Origin of the sequence: Shewanella olleyana (genome assembly GCF_023283825.1) — a bacterium.
Lineage (GTDB): Bacteria > Pseudomonadota > Gammaproteobacteria > Enterobacterales > Shewanellaceae > Shewanella > Shewanella olleyana.
Window position 1 is genome coordinate 16,566 of the sequence record NZ_JAKILD010000009.1, and the last position, 17,629, is coordinate 34,194.

At 41.2% G+C, this 17,629-nt stretch carries 17 protein-coding genes; 8 read left to right on the top strand and 9 right to left on the bottom strand.

Translation table 11 applies throughout. The features are described 5' to 3' along the window. Positions 1-107: 107 nt before the first annotated feature. The gene (locus tag L2735_RS07975; RefSeq protein ID WP_248984196.1) at positions 108-425 is read right to left on the bottom strand and encodes a PH domain-containing protein; all 318 of its coding nucleotides are present in this window, start codon (positions 423-425) and stop codon (positions 108-110) included. A gap of 318 nt (positions 426-743) precedes the next feature. Between L2735_RS07975 and L2735_RS07980 the strand changes: the two genes are divergently transcribed. From L2735_RS07980 to L2735_RS07990, 3 genes are all read left to right on the top strand, one after another. Next, a complete protein-coding gene (locus tag L2735_RS07980; protein ID WP_248984197.1) occupies positions 744-1,091 on the top strand; it encodes a DUF4156 domain-containing protein in 348 nt (115 codons plus the stop codon). Between the two features lie 209 nt (positions 1,092-1,300). Beyond that, positions 1,301-2,317, top strand: a complete 1,017-nt coding sequence (gene mgrA / locus L2735_RS07985; protein ID WP_248984198.1) for an L-glyceraldehyde 3-phosphate reductase — start codon at positions 1,301-1,303, stop codon at positions 2,315-2,317. A 10-nt stretch (positions 2,318-2,327) separates the two neighbouring features. Then, positions 2,328-2,930, top strand: coding sequence for a protein tyrosine phosphatase family protein (locus L2735_RS07990; RefSeq protein WP_248984199.1), 603 nt, complete (start codon positions 2,328-2,330; stop codon positions 2,928-2,930). Positions 2,931-3,292: 362 nt separating this feature from the next. Here the strand turns inward: L2735_RS07990 and L2735_RS07995 are convergent, their stop codons facing one another. After that, complete coding sequence (locus tag L2735_RS07995; protein WP_248984200.1) at positions 3,293-5,965, bottom strand: TonB-dependent receptor domain-containing protein; 2,673 nt, start codon at positions 5,963-5,965, stop codon at positions 3,293-3,295. 215 nt (positions 5,966-6,180) lie between these two features. After that, complete coding sequence (locus tag L2735_RS08000; RefSeq protein WP_248984201.1) at positions 6,181-9,012, bottom strand: hypothetical protein; 2,832 nt, start codon at positions 9,010-9,012, stop codon at positions 6,181-6,183. A gap of 317 nt (positions 9,013-9,329) precedes the next feature. Here L2735_RS08000 and L2735_RS08005 point away from each other — a divergent pair, with 317 nt between their 5' ends. Beyond that, complete coding sequence (locus L2735_RS08005) at positions 9,330-9,599, top strand: hypothetical protein (protein WP_248984202.1); 270 nt, start codon at positions 9,330-9,332, stop codon at positions 9,597-9,599. A 380-nt stretch (positions 9,600-9,979) separates the two neighbouring features. On the opposite strand, the gene L2735_RS08010 is transcribed toward L2735_RS08005, so the two are convergent. Further along, the gene (locus L2735_RS08010; RefSeq protein ID WP_428848303.1) at positions 9,980-10,171 is read right to left on the bottom strand and encodes a DUF3012 domain-containing protein; all 192 of its coding nucleotides are present in this window, start codon (positions 10,169-10,171) and stop codon (positions 9,980-9,982) included. Positions 10,172-10,224: 53 nt separating this feature from the next. After that, positions 10,225-10,578 carry a SpoIIAA family protein gene (locus tag L2735_RS08015; RefSeq protein ID WP_248984204.1) on the bottom strand — a complete coding sequence of 118 codons (354 nt, stop codon included), beginning with the start codon at positions 10,576-10,578 and terminating at the stop codon, positions 10,225-10,227. A 156-nt stretch (positions 10,579-10,734) separates the two neighbouring features. Between L2735_RS08015 and arfB the strand changes: the two genes are divergently transcribed. From arfB to L2735_RS08035, 4 genes are all read left to right on the top strand, one after another. Then, complete coding sequence (arfB, locus tag L2735_RS08020; RefSeq protein WP_248984205.1) at positions 10,735-11,151, top strand: alternative ribosome rescue aminoacyl-tRNA hydrolase ArfB; 417 nt, start codon at positions 10,735-10,737, stop codon at positions 11,149-11,151. Between the two features lie 165 nt (positions 11,152-11,316). Then, the gene (gene aroQ, locus L2735_RS08025) at positions 11,317-11,760 is read left to right on the top strand and encodes a type II 3-dehydroquinate dehydratase (RefSeq protein WP_248984206.1); all 444 of its coding nucleotides are present in this window, start codon (positions 11,317-11,319) and stop codon (positions 11,758-11,760) included. A 69-nt stretch (positions 11,761-11,829) separates the two neighbouring features. Further along, a complete protein-coding gene (locus tag L2735_RS08030; protein WP_248984207.1) occupies positions 11,830-12,219 on the top strand; it encodes a DUF3859 domain-containing protein in 390 nt (129 codons plus the stop codon). Positions 12,220-12,391: 172 nt separating this feature from the next. Continuing rightward, positions 12,392-13,399 carry a class I SAM-dependent rRNA methyltransferase gene (locus tag L2735_RS08035; RefSeq protein ID WP_248984208.1) on the top strand — a complete coding sequence of 336 codons (1,008 nt, stop codon included), beginning with the start codon at positions 12,392-12,394 and terminating at the stop codon, positions 13,397-13,399. A gap of 89 nt (positions 13,400-13,488) precedes the next feature. Here the strand turns inward: L2735_RS08035 and L2735_RS08040 are convergent, their stop codons facing one another. From L2735_RS08040 to L2735_RS08055, 4 genes are all read right to left on the bottom strand, one after another. Further along, positions 13,489-13,659 (bottom strand): hypothetical protein, encoded by a 171-nt coding sequence (locus L2735_RS08040; RefSeq protein WP_248984209.1) that lies wholly within the window; start codon positions 13,657-13,659, stop codon positions 13,489-13,491. 81 nt (positions 13,660-13,740) lie between these two features. Beyond that, positions 13,741-15,015 (bottom strand): tetratricopeptide repeat protein, encoded by a 1,275-nt coding sequence (locus tag L2735_RS08045; protein ID WP_248984210.1) that lies wholly within the window; start codon positions 15,013-15,015, stop codon positions 13,741-13,743. A gap of 347 nt (positions 15,016-15,362) precedes the next feature. Further along, positions 15,363-16,952 (bottom strand): GMC family oxidoreductase, encoded by a 1,590-nt coding sequence (locus tag L2735_RS08050; RefSeq protein WP_248984211.1) that lies wholly within the window; start codon positions 16,950-16,952, stop codon positions 15,363-15,365. Between the two features lie 45 nt (positions 16,953-16,997). After that, positions 16,998-17,498: a TAT leader-containing periplasmic protein gene (locus L2735_RS08055; RefSeq protein ID WP_248984212.1), complete on the bottom strand. Its 501-nt coding sequence runs from the start codon at positions 17,496-17,498 to the stop codon at positions 16,998-17,000. Positions 17,499-17,629 lie beyond the last annotated feature (131 nt).

The window sequence follows — 17,629 nt, forward strand, 5'->3', positions numbered from 1 at the left end:
CCATTATCCGCAATCAATGCCTTGCCTAAACGCGTGTAAATTCTTGCTGAAATCGAGCATCTTCAGCTTGTTTGGGTATACATTACACCTCTTACCCATTTGGATTATCAGGCTGTAAGAAGCTCAATCCAAGCTTCTGAATCTGCCACCATAAATTTATAGCTTTTATGGTTATTCAGCTCGATTTTTATGGCATCAGCTGTCACAGGTAAAATGCCGCCGCCTGTGCCCCAGCATTTTTCCACCTTTTCAATTTTATTAAGGGCAATTTCATAAGGTCCCATTTCAAATATTTTATTTGAGGCTTCAAAGCATAAACGACTTTCTGTTAGCGATAATTTTCCATCACCACTAAAAGCACCATTTTGCGCAGTAGCAAATGAGGATTTGATAATTGTTTCATGACCAAAATCTATCGCGCTCATTACATTATTCCTTATTATCTTCTGACAATATTAAGAATCTACAGTTTTGTCTTTGTTAAGCGAAGTTCCATTTAGAAACATCAATAACAGGCTTTCTAATGACACTGAGAGATTTTAGTGGAATAAAAGGCACAATTACTGACTAACTTATATGTACTGACTTAACCGCCATTATCACCTAGATTAATAACGAGAACTTAATGCTTTCTAAACACTATTTGTTAGTGCACTTTAACCTCTCAAGCATAAGTATAGACAGCCATAGCTGAACAGCCATTGAACATGACAAATATGAACATGGCAAATATGGACAAGGAAATGATGAAAAGCACTCAATCAATATACCCAAAACTCGCTGTGGCCTTCGCTAAACTGACAAGCTTAAGCGCTTGCATTACCTTGCCTGACGCTAAAACAGAAGAGGTTGCAGTGCTATGGTCCGAGCAAGGAGATATGGATGTTTGCCAATTAAAAGGCACTTTGATTGGCTCTCAGGGACATTGGTACGACTATATTTTTATTTCAAACAAAGATTTAACTCAAGGTGCAGTTAACCAGTTACGTAACGAAGCTAAACAATTGGGCGCAAATACTGTTTTTCTTTATAAACCTAAAGCCTTTGCCACATCAGTGACATTATTGGCTAACGCTTATGTGTGTCCATAAATTCCCCCTCTCCTAATCCGCTTACCTTTGTATGCCTTAATTGTCCTTTTAAATGGATAACCTTGCATAACCTAAACAGAATATGTGACTATAAAAACAACAAAATATGACAATAATGAGTTATTGCGAATATACGTTTACCCGCTATCGTATTCGGATAGTTATAGTTAATTTAAATAGCCACTAACGACTCATTTTTAGGATGATAAATGATCACTCACGAGCCAACGCCCCATTATCTTGCCAACCCTGATAGATATAAAAACATGGCCTTTGAACCTTGTGGCCGAAGTGGTATTCGCTTGCCGAAGTTATCCTTAGGTTTGTGGCAAAACTTTGGCGCCGATGACTCGCAAAGTAATGCCCGTAGCATGCTGCAAACGGCTTTTGATGCTGGTATCACTCATTTTGATTTAGCCAATAACTACGGCCCTCATTACGGCGCTGCAGAGTCAACATTCGGGGCTATTTATCAGCAAGACTTTACGCCGTATCGTGATGAGTTAATTATTTCCAGTAAAGCAGGTTATGACATGTGGCCTGGGCCATATGGTATGGGTGGCTCACGTAAATATTTAGTCGCAAGTTGCGATCAAAGCCTTAAACGAACTGGGCTTGAGTATTTTGATATTTTTTATCATCACTGTATGGACCCTGACACTCCCATAGAAGAAACCATGCAAGCATTAGATTACATCGTCCGCTCAGGGCGTGCTTTGTATGTCGGGGTTTCAAATTATCAACCAGCACAAACTCAGCAAGCGGTAAAAATACTACGTGAATTAGGCACGCCACTGCTTATTCATCAGCCACGCTATAATATGTTTGATCGCTGGATTGAAGATGGCTTAACCCAAGTATTACAAGATGAAGGCGTTGGCTCAATTGTCTTCTCACCTCTGGCTCAAGGGGTATTAACTGATAAATACCTTAAAGGGATCCCGCAAGACTCACGTGCAGCTCAGCAACACCAAATTTATTTAGCTGATAAAGACATCACCCCAGCAAAGCTAAACAAAGTGACCGCATTAAACGAATTAGCACAACAACGTCAGCAATCACTTGCGCAAATGGCCATCGCATGGACCTTACATAATACTGCTGTCACCAGCTGCTTAATTGGTGCCAGTCGCCCAGCTCAAATTACTGATTCAGTGAAAGCGCTTAATCATCTTGAATTTAGTACCGATGAAATATCTGTTATTAATACCATCCTAAAGGATTAGGACTCATACCATGAAAAACGACACCGGCTTTCAGCAAAATCTTAACTCTACCTTGGTAAAAGGTATGGCAATACTCGCTTTAATTGGGACACTTTTGATGACAATAATTAATCCGGCTGCCGCTGCGATAAATCCGGCTTATCTAGATAATATCAAAGCAATAAAAATCAATAACAACCAAGTCATTACCGCAGGGCTGCCCACTAAAAGTGAATTTACTACACTCGCAGATGCGGGGGTTGAGGTCGTGATCAATTTAATTCCCACCAATAATCCTAACTACTTGCAGCAAGAAGCAGACTTAGTCGAAAAGTCAGGCATGAAATACGAAAATATTGAAGTGGATTGGCAGCAGCCCACAATAGAAGACGTTGAGCAGTTTTTTACTGTTATGGAACGTCATAACGACAAATCGATATTGGTTCATTGTGCGGCAAACTATCGCGCCTCTGCATTTTATTACTTGTACCTTGCCACCCAAGGTATCGATGTATCTGGAGAAGTACTAGAAGATACATTATCGCCTTGGGGCGACTTACAACAAAGCTTTGCGAAATACCCTCAGTGGCGACAACTCATTGAAGAGGTAAAACAAAAATATACGCCTCAGTAAATATCTTATATTCAAAAACAAAAACGGCCACTTTCTTGTTCCAGAAGAAAGTGGCCTAGTGTTATTTTTTAGCAATAAAAGGATGAAGTAATATCGCTAAATTGAACACTGATCTTGCTATTTTTAAGACTAACTTCTTTGTTTAAAAACGCCTGTCTTAAATAACGTTTCATTAATAAAGAAGCGTGTGATGTCTAAAGTGAAATGTTCCAGATTCCATATTAAAACATCACTGTGCACCGGATTAGCAGCATTAAAAGGATGAAGTAATAATGCTAAAAATCAGTACCTTGTTACACTCAAGAAAACCAAAGGGTTATCATATATCCGCAATGCAGTGACAGATAACCCTGCTACTATTTTTAGTATTGGTAATCAAACTGCAGAGTGAATTCTGTACCTGGCTCTTTTGCGTATACCACCACATCTTGTTGGTCGTATTCAGTGGTTTCACCAAGGATATTTTTTACTTTAAACTTCACGCCAAAGCTTTCTGTTGGTAAGAAGCTATAAGTGAAATCTAAACTATGGAAAGGTTGCTCATAAACGTCATCTAAACCACCACGTCCACCATAAGCAATACGTTCACCAAAGACGTTATATACCAGTGTAGCGCTATGGGATTCATTTGCTGAGTCATAGCTAAATTGCATATTAGCTACCCATTCTGAATGACCTGTCATACGGCGTTTATTATTTGTTGGGTCAATCTCACCGTTACCAGTAATTTCAATTTCTGAATCACTTAAGGTTAAGTTACCCGCAATGAAGAAGTCTTCCCAAAAGCCACCTTCACTACCAATAAAGCCAAGGTCATGTAAGAACTCAGTTTCGAGGCCGTAAATCACACCTGACTCAGCGTTATAGAACTTAAGCTGGCGACCCGCTTCCGAAATACGTTGAATCGCTTCAATCGGTGCATCGACATCTTTATAGAAGCCGCCCACACTCCAGTTCGCACCATCTTCAGAGTAGTGTTCCCAGCGTAAATCTAGGTTGTATATGTCTGAACTTTCAAGCTCTGGATTACCGAAGAAATCAAAACCCGTTATAGGATCTTGGAAACGTACCGGCGCAACTTCACGTAAGTCAGGTCGTACTAGAGTTTTACTTGCTCCAAATCGCCATTGGCTTACGTCTGATGATTTCCAGGTTAACGACATTGACGGGAACCAGCCATCTTCAGCGATTGCGTAATCTTCCATATCATAACGACCACCTTCGTCAGACACTTCACCATCTGGCGTCAGCGGCAGAGTTACACGGCGAAAATCTTCATAACGCACCCCAGCAACAAAGCGCCATACATCGTCAAAGTCGATATCAAGATTAACAAAGCCAGCATCAATCATTTCTGCCGCAATGTAATCTTCAGTGTCTGTTGAGGCATCTTTAAGTTCTAAATCTAAGTTGTCATTGGCAATGTTTTCATCAGAGAAAATATTGTCAAATTCACCCGATAAAATGTCACCGTTTGGATCGGTTGGGCTTAAGCCAACATCAAAACCTAGGCGGGTTGCATAGCTTTCACGAGTACGTTCAAAATATTCATAACCACCGCTAATTTTCAACACATTCATGCCAAATTCAAACGGCAGGGTTAAGTCAAACTTGTAGTTTTCGGTATTATCGTCAAGGCGGCTATACACATACTTTGGCGCATCTTGAGTATTCAAGTTGCGGCTTGTCATGTTGTTCGCATCATCGAATAACACGTTATACGTGTATGAAAGCTCATTAGGAGCATAACGCTTTGAACTTGCGTCTGAATACATCCAATTTGCTTCTAAATCCCAAAGGTATTCGAAAAAGTGATTACCCTGAATTTGGTTACTGATTAGATTACGTTCTTCATAAGATACGTCATACACTTGCAGCGCATTTGGCTCAGAAATAGTATCGATAGTTTCTTCTATAGCTACTGAAACATCATCAGAAGTATCACGTAGGTAAGTCGAAAAGGTCTGGATTTTATGATCGTATCCAATTTCTAAACCTAAATTGAGCATGCCAGACATTTGCACGATTGAATCGGTACCCATGACATCTTTTGAGTTTTCGATTTGCACGTTGTCAGCATCACCCGCTAACTCAACTTCTGTTTTTGTGTAGTTTTCAGCTTGCTCTTTGTAAGAGGCTGCTGCCATCGCACCAAAAATAATATCGTCGCTGAGATCCCAGCGGTCACCAATGGCGATATTGCCACGAATACCTGGGTCAGTGCTTTCAGTGAAAACCGTCATATCACGATACATATCGCTGGCTAAGCCACGGTTAATTTCCTGCGCTTGGGCAAAATCAATGGTACCGTTTGAGCCAGTAACGATATCAATTGGGCTGATCCCGCCATACATGTTCGTGACGTCATTAATACTATTTGGCATCTCACGAGTGCCATCATCTTGTCCTGTCCAGTCGTCACCACCACCGTTATAGGTGTAGGTATCGTCAGAATCATTGGTGTTGTAACGACCACCTAATGAAACTTTAAAAAAGAAATCTGCTGGAATCGATTTAGTACGAATATCAACGTGACCACCACCAAATGCGGCAGGTGTGCTGGCTGTACTCGCTTTTTGTACTGAGAGTGATTCGATAATTGAAGCTGGGAACATATCCAGCGGAACCACGTTACGAGTTGGATCGGGTGATGGCACAACGGCACCATTTAAAGAAGTACTTGAATAACGTTCACCTAAACCACGCACATAAATAAACTTGCCATCTTTTAGGGTTAAACCAGTCACACGGCGAAGTGCTGCAGCGGCGTCACTGTCACCCGTTCGAGAAATTTGGTCAGCACCCATAATGTCGACGACAGTAGGCTGCTCACGACGTTCTTCAACAGCAGCTGAAGCGGAGGTGCGCAAACGACCAGTAACAGCAATAACTTCAATTGGGAAATCTTCACCCGGATCAATCTCAGGTGTTTCTTCCGAGTAAGCAGGCAGTGTTGTAAAAAGTGAGGCTACTGAAATAGCAGTTACAACAGCTAGGCTTAGCTTGTTAGCGATAAAACTCGGCTTGGTTTTCATAGCGTTTTTCAATCCTGTACACAGTTCAGGTAGCGCCATCTCGATGCAGTTTGACGGCAGCGTCTAGAGCATCAGTGGCAGATAATTAACTTGGTTATTTCGGTTGTAGCATTAGGACAAACTTTAAAAAGCGCTCAGTGATAGAGACTGTCTGAGCGCTTTTTTAAACATCAGAGGAACACCCTCTGATGTTTAAGGCTTAGTAACTCATTCAGTTACTTAATAAAAGCCCAACCTTCACGCCAATCAGTCTGGCCATCGAATGCACCGATATAATCAGTTGATTCGAAGAAGGTATCAGTTGTGCTCATATCAAGACCTGTACCTAGCAATACTGTGTCAGTACCTGCAGGCATACCGTCTGTTAATGTCACTGCTTGAGCTGAGTTGCCCGTTTGCGCTAAGAACCATGCTTCTGTGTCAACGGCATCAGTCGTTGCAGCATTGTCAGAGCTATACTTAAACGGCTCGTTACAATCGATAACTGAGTGAGAAATCATTAATGACCCATCGTTAACATTGCCTACAAGACCAGCATAAGTCCCGTCTAACTCTAAACACTCACCAGATTCAGTTTCAGCAGTTGAACCTTTACGACCTTGAATCAGTAAGTTGTGGATTGAAGCCGCAGTTGCAACGCGAAGGATAATCCCTTCACCTTTGTCGCCACTGGCATTTTCAATATCAACACCTGGTAAAATCGTTACGTTTGAGATAGTTGGGTTAGACACTGGCGTATCGTCAGTCCCTTTATGGCTGTCGCCTTCAAAGCCACGGTTAGCTTGACCATCTTCGTGAGTGATATACACGTATTGTGCTTTACCCTGCCAGCCGTTAGTCCAATCTAAGCTGTCATCGAAGTTGTCTGTTAAGTAAACGTATTTAAGGTTTACCGCACCACCCCAGAACTCCACACCATCATCGCCATTCGCATGAACTTGAATATGGTCAACTTGAGTTCCGCTACCCACTGCAGCAAACGAGATACCGTTCATTTCTTGAGTATCATTAACTTTGAAACCAGCGTATTTCACTACCACGTAGCTAACTTGACCGCTGCTATCTGCATTGTCGTTACCGCCGTATGGGAAATCGCCAACTTCGAATGAAGCATCACAAACATTTTTATCAGGACAAGTGTTTGTTTCGCCGTTACCCAGTAAAACTAAACCACCCCATTGGCCGCGCTCACCTTCTGCGCCAGCAATCACATCTTGTTGCGATGTCATTACGATTGGGTGCTCAGCACTACCTTGAGCCATGATTTTTGAGCCACGGCTTACTGCAATGTAGCTGTTATCAGTAGCAAACATTTGTGTGCCAGCTTGAATGGCCAATGTTGCAGAATCAGTATTATCACCACCTACAACCACTGCGCCGCCATCGACTTTGTACATCACGTTTTGACCAGCAAGCAGTGTTGTATTTGTAGTAATGTTGCCTTGGATTGAACAAACTAAAGTGACGCTGTCATCTTTATAAAGACCTGCAACCACTTCTTCAGAAGTTGTGCCAACAGGACATGACGTTAATACAGGTAACTCAGTGGGTGCAGGAGCTGCATCCTCATGAATTGCAGTCGTCCAACCGCTAGTCCAGTCAGTCGTGCCGTCAAATGCACCGATGTACTGCGCATCAACTAAACGGTCATCCATATTGGCTAAATCAGCCGCGCCACCAGTTAAGGCAACTGAAGATGAATTAGGCATGTAATCAGTTAAGTCAGATGCTCCGACTAAGTTGCCTTCTTGCTCAAGGAACCATTGCTCCACATCAAGCGCTAATGTGCGGCCTTCTTCAGCATCAGGTTTTGCATCTTTAAACGGCTCAATACAATCGATTAAGCTGTTTTGCATGTTTAAATTGCCAGCTTCAGCTGCTAAAACTGTATTGTCATCATTAACTTCTAAACACTCACCAGAAGCAACATCACCTTTAACCAGCATGTTGTAAGCATCTACTGCTGTGCCTTTACGTAATAAAATACCTTCAGCATCGTCACCGCCACTGTTGGTGCCGTTAGCCACTTGAATGGTGAAGTTAGCGAGAGTTGGACGAGATTGAGGCTCTGCATCAGCGCTGCTGTTGCTGTCAGCTTCGATACCACGGTTAGAACCGTTATCTTCTTGGCGGATATAAACGTGTTGTGCACTACCTTGCCAACCGTTAGTCCAATCTAAAGAATCATCAAAGTTTTCTGTTAATACAACGTGTGAAAGTGAAACGTTACCGCCCCAGAATTCAACGCCGTCATCGTTATTTTTATGAATTTGGATATGGTCAACAGTTGTGCCTGCACCTACTGCTGCAAAACTGATACCGTTCATTTCTTGGGTATCGTTGATTTTAAAACCACCAAACTCAACGCGGACATATTGGATAACACCTGAGCTATCTTCAGTGTCATCACCACCATAGCTGTGGCTACCGACTTCAAAAGCGGCATCACAACTGGTTAAGTCAGGACATGAGTTAACTGGCGCGTTACCTAAAACAACTAAGCCGCCCCACTGTCCCGCTTCGCCTTCTTGACCCAGTGCAGATTCAAGAGAGGTAAATACGATAGGTGCTTCAGCTGTACCTTCAGCCATAATTTTTGAATCACGGCTAATGACTAGGTAAGACTCGCTACCACCCACGATTTTAGTGCCAGCCATTACTGATAGCTCAACCGAGTCTGCTTTATCAGCACCCGCGATAACAGCACCATCAAGCATCCAAACTACATCATTACCAAGAATGATTTTGTCGCCATCTTGACCACCAACATTGACGGTTGAAGCTGCAGTAGAAGGAGCAAGTGTGCCAGATAACACCCAAACCTCTTTGCCGTCTATCGCTGCGATTGTCGCGCTCTTCTCAGCAAAGCCACCGTAAGCCGCTTCCTGATCTGATACGTCAGGAGTCGTTGGCGTATCCGGGGTCGTTGGTGTTTCCGTATCTGAACCTGTATCGATATTGATATCACCACCACAACCAGCAAGTAATAAAGTTGCAGAAAGTGCAGCAGATACAGCGTTAAGTTTAAAAATGTTTTTCAGTTCCATTGTCATCTCCGAAGACGGATTTAAGCGTGTTAAGTAATTTGGCTGGTCGACAAATTAACTCGCTTAAATGACAGAAAGACTGCGCAGAAATGACAACAAAGTTTCACAAATGTGAACCAAATATTAATACCCATAAATAACAGCAACTTAAGTAATGGTACATATGGGGCTTATTTGTCACAAAATTAACAATAATTTCACTAAGATAGCTTTGAGTACAACTTTTTGGGGAAATAGCATTGGTCTTAGCGCTGAAAATAGTGCGTAAATGCCATGTAAACCTGAACAGATAGAAGCTGATTATTTACAATGGTGAAGTGATTGAAATAAAGCTTGGTTACCCTGAAGCTTTTGGCGAAAATGCTGGCGGTGGATTAGCAGAATTTCTGGGGTTAGGACCTGAAATAGACTTCTGTTTTAGAAGTGGCGGCTGTACACCTAACGTTGAAGTAGGCTCATCAAACTTACGTTACGGCTACAATCTAGATAATGAAACTATAAATTTTCATGTTCGCTATATTGAACCAACTGACACTAATGGCTCAGCAACGACCTACATCTTAACGGTCTATATCACAAGTTATTAGCCACCGATGTGCTTTTAAATAAAAATAGGTTTAGCCGTTCAAGCTAAACCTATTTTTTGTTAGCATGCCCTGCTAAACTGCAGCTTTATCTTCCATTTTCCATTGCACAGCCAGTAATCCCTGCACAACCGCCACGCCTATAAAGTCTGTCCCAAATGGATTAAATAGCACCCAAGGTTCGGTCTAAATTGCTGCTACTCGTTCTACAGTTGAAAGCGATCGTAATAAGTAACCTTCAATCGAAATCGCAATTGCGACTATGGTACTTGCCGTTTGAACAATAACGAATGTAACGGCCTGACCTGGGCTAGCATGCTAGCTTCTGGGTTAGGTAAGTCAGCACTTTAAATAATCTTTTATATTAAAGATGATTGGGAAGTTTAAAACACACAGTGCTTTGCGTAATCAGCGGCTTCATTAGCAGTCCAATCACCACTTGGCTTTTCCTTCATTTGCTTACACCATGCTTCGCTGCCCACTTCAGGAGCACAAGCGGTGAGCCCTAAAACAAGCACACTTGCAGATACTAATGCGGTGAGTTTTGCTACAACTTTAGATACTGATGATTTCATAGACATGTCGTAATAACTTCCTTGATTTAATAACGTAAATAAATGGTTTGAAATTAATTTAACAACCAAGCGATCGCTTGTTGTTTTTGCTCTAACGGATACCAAGCCACTTCGCCTTGCATAAATGGCCCTAATAAGTTCACTGAATTACCTACCCAGTCTGGGCCGCCTACAAATACCAAGGCATCAAAATGTGGCAGCTGTACTTTATCGCCACCTGATAATGAGCTGACATCCCAACCTTCTAACAAAACGTCAGCTTCTATGTATAAGCGAACTTTGCCACTATCTTCACGATATTGGGTAATTAGCGGTTGTAGATGAGTTTGGTAATCTTGAGTAGATAAACGGCCACTAACAAATAAACTAATAACACCTTCGGCGATATCTGGGATTTGGCACAACATAAAGCAACTCCAAGGTAATGCGGCTAACTGACAAAAAATGTTCAGATTGCAGCCTATATTCTTGCTGATAGTAACAAATCTTATCAGCTGTACTATAGAAAAGTTTGTTAAACTCAGCACACTTATGCGCTAAAAATAGTTAAGTTAACTCTACAAATGATAAATATTACCAACCGTGTCAGCATTGAAGATAATGAAATTGAATGGCAATTCATCCGTTCAAGTGGTGCGGGCGGCCAACATATTAATAAAGTTTCCACCGCAGCACAGATTATTTTTGATATTAGGCAATCTTCGTTGCCAGAGTTTTACCAGCAAAAGCTACTGGCAAAAGCTGACCATAGAATTACTAAAAGTGGCAAAATCATTATTAAGTGTCAGCAAAGCCGCAGCCAAGACTTTAATCGTCAATTGGCATTAGAGCAGTTTATTGAATTGGTAAAAGGAGTCGGCATTGTGCAAAAGGCACGTATTCCAACCAAAGCGACCAAAGGCAGCCAGCGCCGCCGAGTTGATTCCAAAAAGAAACGCGGTGCGACTAAAGCACTTAGAAGCAGTAAATCAGATTATTAAGGCAAGATAAGTCAATGTACCAGTGATTGAGTTATTTTATGAATCATGAAAATAATTCCCCGCTTGGTCATCATTAACGTGATAAATTACACTGACATAAGCTTATTAAACACAGATTAGATACAGCGTATTATTGGCAACTCAATTATTTAGCAAGGAACCTCAATGACGACTCAAGCCAAAATTTTATTAGTGAATGGCCCTAATTTAAATTTATTAGGTCGTCGTGAACCTGGGCTATATGGCAGTGACAACTTAGACACCATAGTTAACAATGCTAATGCCCAAGCAAGTGCCGCTGATGTGGCCTTCGAGCATATACAATCTAACGCTGAGTTTGAGCTAATCGATGCAATTCATGCAACCGATGCACAGTTTATTGTGATTAATCCTGCGGCGTTTACTCACACTAGCGTGGCACTTCGCGATGCTTTACTTGGCGTGAATATTCCTTTTATTGAAGTCCATATCTCAAATGTTCATGCCCGTGAGCCTTTTAGACACCATTCTTACCTTTCTGACAAAGCAGTTGGAGTGATTTGTGGTTTAGGGATCCAAGGTTATGAGTTTGCAATGACGACCGCAATAAAGCAGGTAACGAGTAAATAAACAGACTTATAGCGCATCGTTATCTCTACAAGTAAAATCTACACAGCAAAATCTACATCGCAAAAGGTTATGAGTAAATTAAAAGCAGATATCAGTATTATCCAGTCAGGTATATTCAGCCAATGGGATTCTGAAAGTGATCAATTACCACGCTTTTTAGAAGCAACTGTGCATGTGCCTGCCATATTAGATATGGAATTTGGTTTTGTTACTCGTATTAAAAAGGCCAAAAACCAAGTCCTTAAATACTGTATTTATCATCCAGATATACCAGATTCTGACGGCAATATCCGTGAGCCCTTCGATGGTGAAGTCTATATAAAAGAAAACGATTGGAAGTTTTATTTAGGCGACTGTATTTGGGCTCCTGTGAGTAATAAAGTCGGTAACTGGCGTATGACACTTGAGCTTAATGGTAAAATTATTGCCGATAAAACCTTTAAAGTGTTCTTACCATAGTGCGACTTGAGCCTCTAATAAGGCACATACCTCTGCTTTTTCAGCGTTTAACCAAGTCTTACCCAGTACATAACTTGGTCTTAACTCGCTTTTAAGTCAGCTTTTACCCACAGCAGCAAATAAGCTTGATATAATTACCTCTTGTTTCTACTTCTTCACTGAGCACCTATCTATGTCTTTGCAGTCTTCACTTACCCAAGCTATTAGTCAGCGGGCCGAGTTTCTTACCCATGCAGAACTCAACAGCACTGACTGTTTTCGTATTTTTCACGGTACAGTTGAAGGCGAAAATGGACTTAACATTGATAGATATGGCAATGCTTGGCTTATTCAGACATTTCATCAAACCTTAACTGAAGATCAGCTTGAAGAAGTCAGCTCTGTATTAACTAAACTCAATGACTTACCGGTTATTTATAACGATCGCGCTAAACGAAACTCTCGCATCGAAAATAACCTCCACAGCGAACATCACGAGTTTGCTTGCTCTGAACAAGTCATTCAAGAAAATGGTATTAAGTTTACTTCTAAACTGCGTCATGAAGGCCAAGATCCATTGCTGTTTCTTGATATGCGTATCGGGCGTGAGTTCGTTAGAGCTCATAGTCAAGATAAAACCGTATTAAACTTGTTTTCATATACCTGTGGCATCGGTACAGCTGCAGCTATGGGCGGCGCTAGTCGAGTTGTCAATGTAGACTTTTCATCTTTTGCACTCGCAGCTGGTAAGAAAAATGCTGAATTAAATGGTGTCTCTGAGGTATGTGAATTCATTCAAAGTGATGCTTTTCCTGCATTAAGACAACTAGCAGGTCTAAAAGTCGGCGGTCGACGTGGTCAAAAGCTACCTAAGTATCCTAAGCTACCTGCAACTCAGTTTGATTTAGTATTTCTAGACCCACCTCGTTTTGCAAAAAGCCCTTTTGGTACTGTTGACTTAATCAACGATTACCAAGGTTTGTTTAAACCTGCAATGTTAGCCACCAAAGACGGCGGCACTATTGTTTGCTGTAATAACGTAGCAAAGGTAGAACGCGAAGCTTGGTTGAATAGTTTGATCCGCTGTGTGGAAAAACAAGGTCGTAAGGTTTCCTCATTAGAATGGCTACACTGCCATGAAGACTTCCCCTCTTTCGATGATAACCACCCACTTAAAATGGTGGCACTAACCTTAGACTGAACCTCTGTCTAAACCTTAGCCTAAAAAGAATAAAAGCCACGCAATGTGGCTTTTTTAATGTATAGAATTTACCGCATATTAATGGATTTTTATTCGCTAGATTTATCCCAGATATTCTTACCTGTTTTCAGGTTATATATAAGATTAATCCCTGAAAGGGTCATGATTAGCCCACAAAGAGCCCAAATATAATCGCCATCTCGAAGACCCAACACTAAGCTTAACATCCCGATAATAAAAACAAATAATTGACCGAACATTGTAAACATCCTTATTGAGCAATTTTTAGATGATATAGATAACTTTTAAATGTTAATTAGCGAAAAGCATAGCAAAGGTTATTAACTACCTTGCTTCAACCAATTAAGCTTAGCGAGGTATTTTTGTTGGCTATCATCCATTGAAGTTAGCTCAAGTGCTTGTTTTAACGTTTTTTCCGCTTTTAATGTTTTACCTTGTGCACTCAAAGCTTTCGCTAATTCAAAATAGGCTTGATGGTAATAGGGGCTATTGTTGATGAACTTTTGAAAGTAAGTTTCTGCTGTGGAGTAGTCTTTCAGCGAGTATGCTTCAATACCCATTGAATACCACCCATATGGGGTGTCATTTTCGAGGGATAATAACTGCTTGAATATTGCTTCTGCTTCATCAAGCCTCCCCTCTTCAGTTAAAGAGTAGCCATAGTTGCTTAGTAATGTAAGCGAGTTATTCTCAAACTGTAAACCATATTGATAATAAGATTCTGCGGTCGCGTGATCATTTACACGCCTATGCACCACTGCCATCATATTAATAAGTGGTATGTACTCAGGAGCTAGTTTGAGGCCTTGTTCTAGTAATGCGAATGATAACGTCAGCTGATCTTTTAATATTGCATCAGCTGCTAAGTTTCGATAAAACATCGCTAAAAATTCAGCATCAAAAACCACCGCACCACTTCTATCGTTTCTATCAGGGAAATAGTCAATGACACTAAACTCACTATTATTAAAATACACACCTGCTATATCTGATTCATACAAAAAAGTACGAACATGATCCGATGACACAATTAAATCATTGGAAATATGAGTCAGTAACGGTGCAGAATGGACAACTTGAAAAACGGCTTTTACATCTAGGTGCTTAGCAACACCGAATGTCAACATTGCCAATGCCATACAATTACCAGAACGCTTTTGCCAAGCCTCGGAAGTCGTGTAATTTAGGCCTTCATAATTAAAGTTGACCATTTTGTCTTGAATAAAGCGAGCGACTTGATGACGTTTCGACAAACTAGCAATATCGTCACGAGTAATAAATTCATTAAGTTCCTGCTCTTGCTCAGGTAAAAGAGCCGACAAACTTTCAATTGAAGGCACAGAGGCTGGCGCTTTTAACTTCGCAAAATAGTGACCAGTTTCAGGCATAGGTAATGGAGAGACTGGCGATGTTGAAGTTGTTGAACTACAAGCACTCAATAAAGAGCAACTTAAAATCCCTGTACACAAAATAAGTTTTGAATTGAACTGGGAGTTGAACAATGAGGTTTTAAATAACTGCGTTATATATAGCGGGGTAAACAATTGTTTCTTAAAATATTCGCTCAACAATTTCTGGCTCAACTTCCTTGGCATAACCTTCCCTTTTAACTAAGACAACTTCACTCAATTTTAGATTGATATTTAATCACCTAGATTAAGCTAGCATGTTTTACACCAGCACTTCCACCAAAGATTAGCCGCTAACACTTACCTTTTGCGAAACCCATAGCCATAACAACCATTCTAATTTGTGTCGATATAAAGCTAAAAAATTGAAGCAGAGGATAGGACTCATGTAAGGGGTCAAGCTTTTGCGCAAACACATCCTCCCACCAAAATACTAATAGGGATTCTCAATCATAAACAAGCTCGTTCAAGTGCCCTTAACCGTTTGCCATTAGACTGATAATAATCGGTTTTAATATGGCATTAAAGACTTATTAAATCTGAATTTGAGGCTTTAATCGTTCAGCTAGTAAGGTGGCGTTTCGTGCCACAATACCGTAAATCGACAGTTGTGGATTAGCGCCTAAACTGGTTGGGAACATTGAACCGTCCATCACAGATAGGTTCTCAAAGTAATGGGATTGGCCTTCACTATTTATCATCGACATCGTTTTATCTTCACCCATAGCACAGCCTCCCATAACATGCGCTGAAGCAACAATGGTTTTTAACAAGCCAATGTCCATGTTCGCAATCGTCTCTTTCGCTTGGGCCCAATTCAGTTGCATACCAACACCATCATTAATAGGCAGCACTTTGCTAGCGCCTGCCGCAAATTGCAATTCAGCCATAGTGGCAAATGCGCGTCTTGCTGTATCCCAAAACGGTTTTTCAAGAGAATAATCTAACGCAAAACCAGAGTCTGTTAATCTCACCTGCCCGCCAGGGCTTTGAGCAGAGTAGCCATCTCTGACGAGTGCTATCATGACTTGAAGGTTATTAAAGTGAGTCATTAACTCCGCATGGCTTTGACCATAACCAATCGTTTTTGAAGCGATTAATACCGGATGAATTGGTGGTACTTCAAGTTTATAACCCATTTCACCGGCTGCACCATCACGCCAAACAAATTCATCTGAATAGATTGATTGCGGCGCGCCACTATGGCCATCAATTTGCTTATCAAAAATACTGCCTGATAACAGAGTGGGATGTAAAAATGTCTTACCTAATAACTTATGCGGATCAGGAGTGTTAGCGCGCATTAAAATGGTGGGGGTATGAATCGCGCCTGCGCTTAAAATGTAATGCCTTGCACTAAATGTCAGTGTGGCTGCAGTACCTGATTGCGCCCTCGCTGACAGGCCTTCTACTTTGTCGCCTTTATGCTTTAAATCAAATACTTTAGCATTTGAAATCAACTTAGCGCCTTGCTCTAACGCGCTTGGAATTGTTGTTACCAGCATAGATTGTTTCGCATTGACTGGGCATCCCATGCCGCAGTAACCACTGTTCCAACAACCTTTGACGTTACGCTTGATAACTGTGTATTCCCAACCCAGCTTTTCACAGCCTTCTTTTAGCGCTGCATTGTTCTGATTAGGTTGGAATTGCCACTCACTAATGTTGAGCCTTGCTTCCATTTTTTCAAACCAAGGCAATAAACTTTCACTTGATAGACCGGCAACAGATTTTTCTTTAGCCCAGAATTCCAACGCATTTTGCGGCGTACGAATCGATGTAGTCCAGTTTACTGTGGTTGAGCCGCCGACACTGCGACCTTGAAAGATACCAATACCTTTATCTGCGGTTTTCATTGCTGCAGCTTGTTGGTATAAGTCGGGGTATGCTGTGCGCTCTTCCATATCAAAATCACTGGATGATTTAAGCGGCCCAGCTTCAATCATTATTACGCTCAACCCGGCATCAGTTAATATTTCTGCTGCAGTGCCGCCGCCCGCGCCAGTGCCGACAATCACAACATCTGCTTCAAAATGTTGGTCTTCAGCTAAATGATTAGCGTCAATATGCTGCCAGCCTGATGCCAAGCCAGTAGTGATAGGATCAATAATAGTTGCTGCCATTTGATACTCCAGAATGTGTGTTAATAATTGATGTATTCAAATGGCTTATGCATCTAAAAAGGTAGGTTTTGAGTAATGTAAACGTCCCCAATGTTCAGGGCAGGCGTAATAACTCGCCACAATTAGCTCACGTAAGCCAATATAGGCTGTTTGCATCATCTCTAAAAAGTGATGACGCCATTGCTCTAACATGTCATTGAGTTCTGCTGGAGTTCTTAGCATTAAAGGTGTGATGCTGCTTGTCAAAATCAATAACCCGAAACGAGACTCAAGCATAGTTAATAGCTGTTCTAACTCTTGTTTTTGATCTGTCGGCAATACACTAATCGTTTGATTAATAGCAATAATAGTGCGATTTAAGAAGGCTTCTCGATAATTCGGCACATCAGGCAATGCCCCATCCATAAAAACAGGGATAAGCACACTAAATAATAACCGGTGGGTATCATCAGGACTGTCGGTCACTTCTGGAGTATATAAGCTCACGCCCAAAGCAAGCGCAGCTGTTCCGGTAAATGCGCCTGTTAAAAAGGTTCTTCTTTTCATTGGTATCCCTTTTCTAGTCAGTACTTCCGTTAGAGCTAAATCTTAAATCAACACCAGAAACCAGTACTGTATATTTACTGACCTGAAAGGCCACATTTGTTGCAGTAAAAGCATCTATGATAAAGTGAACT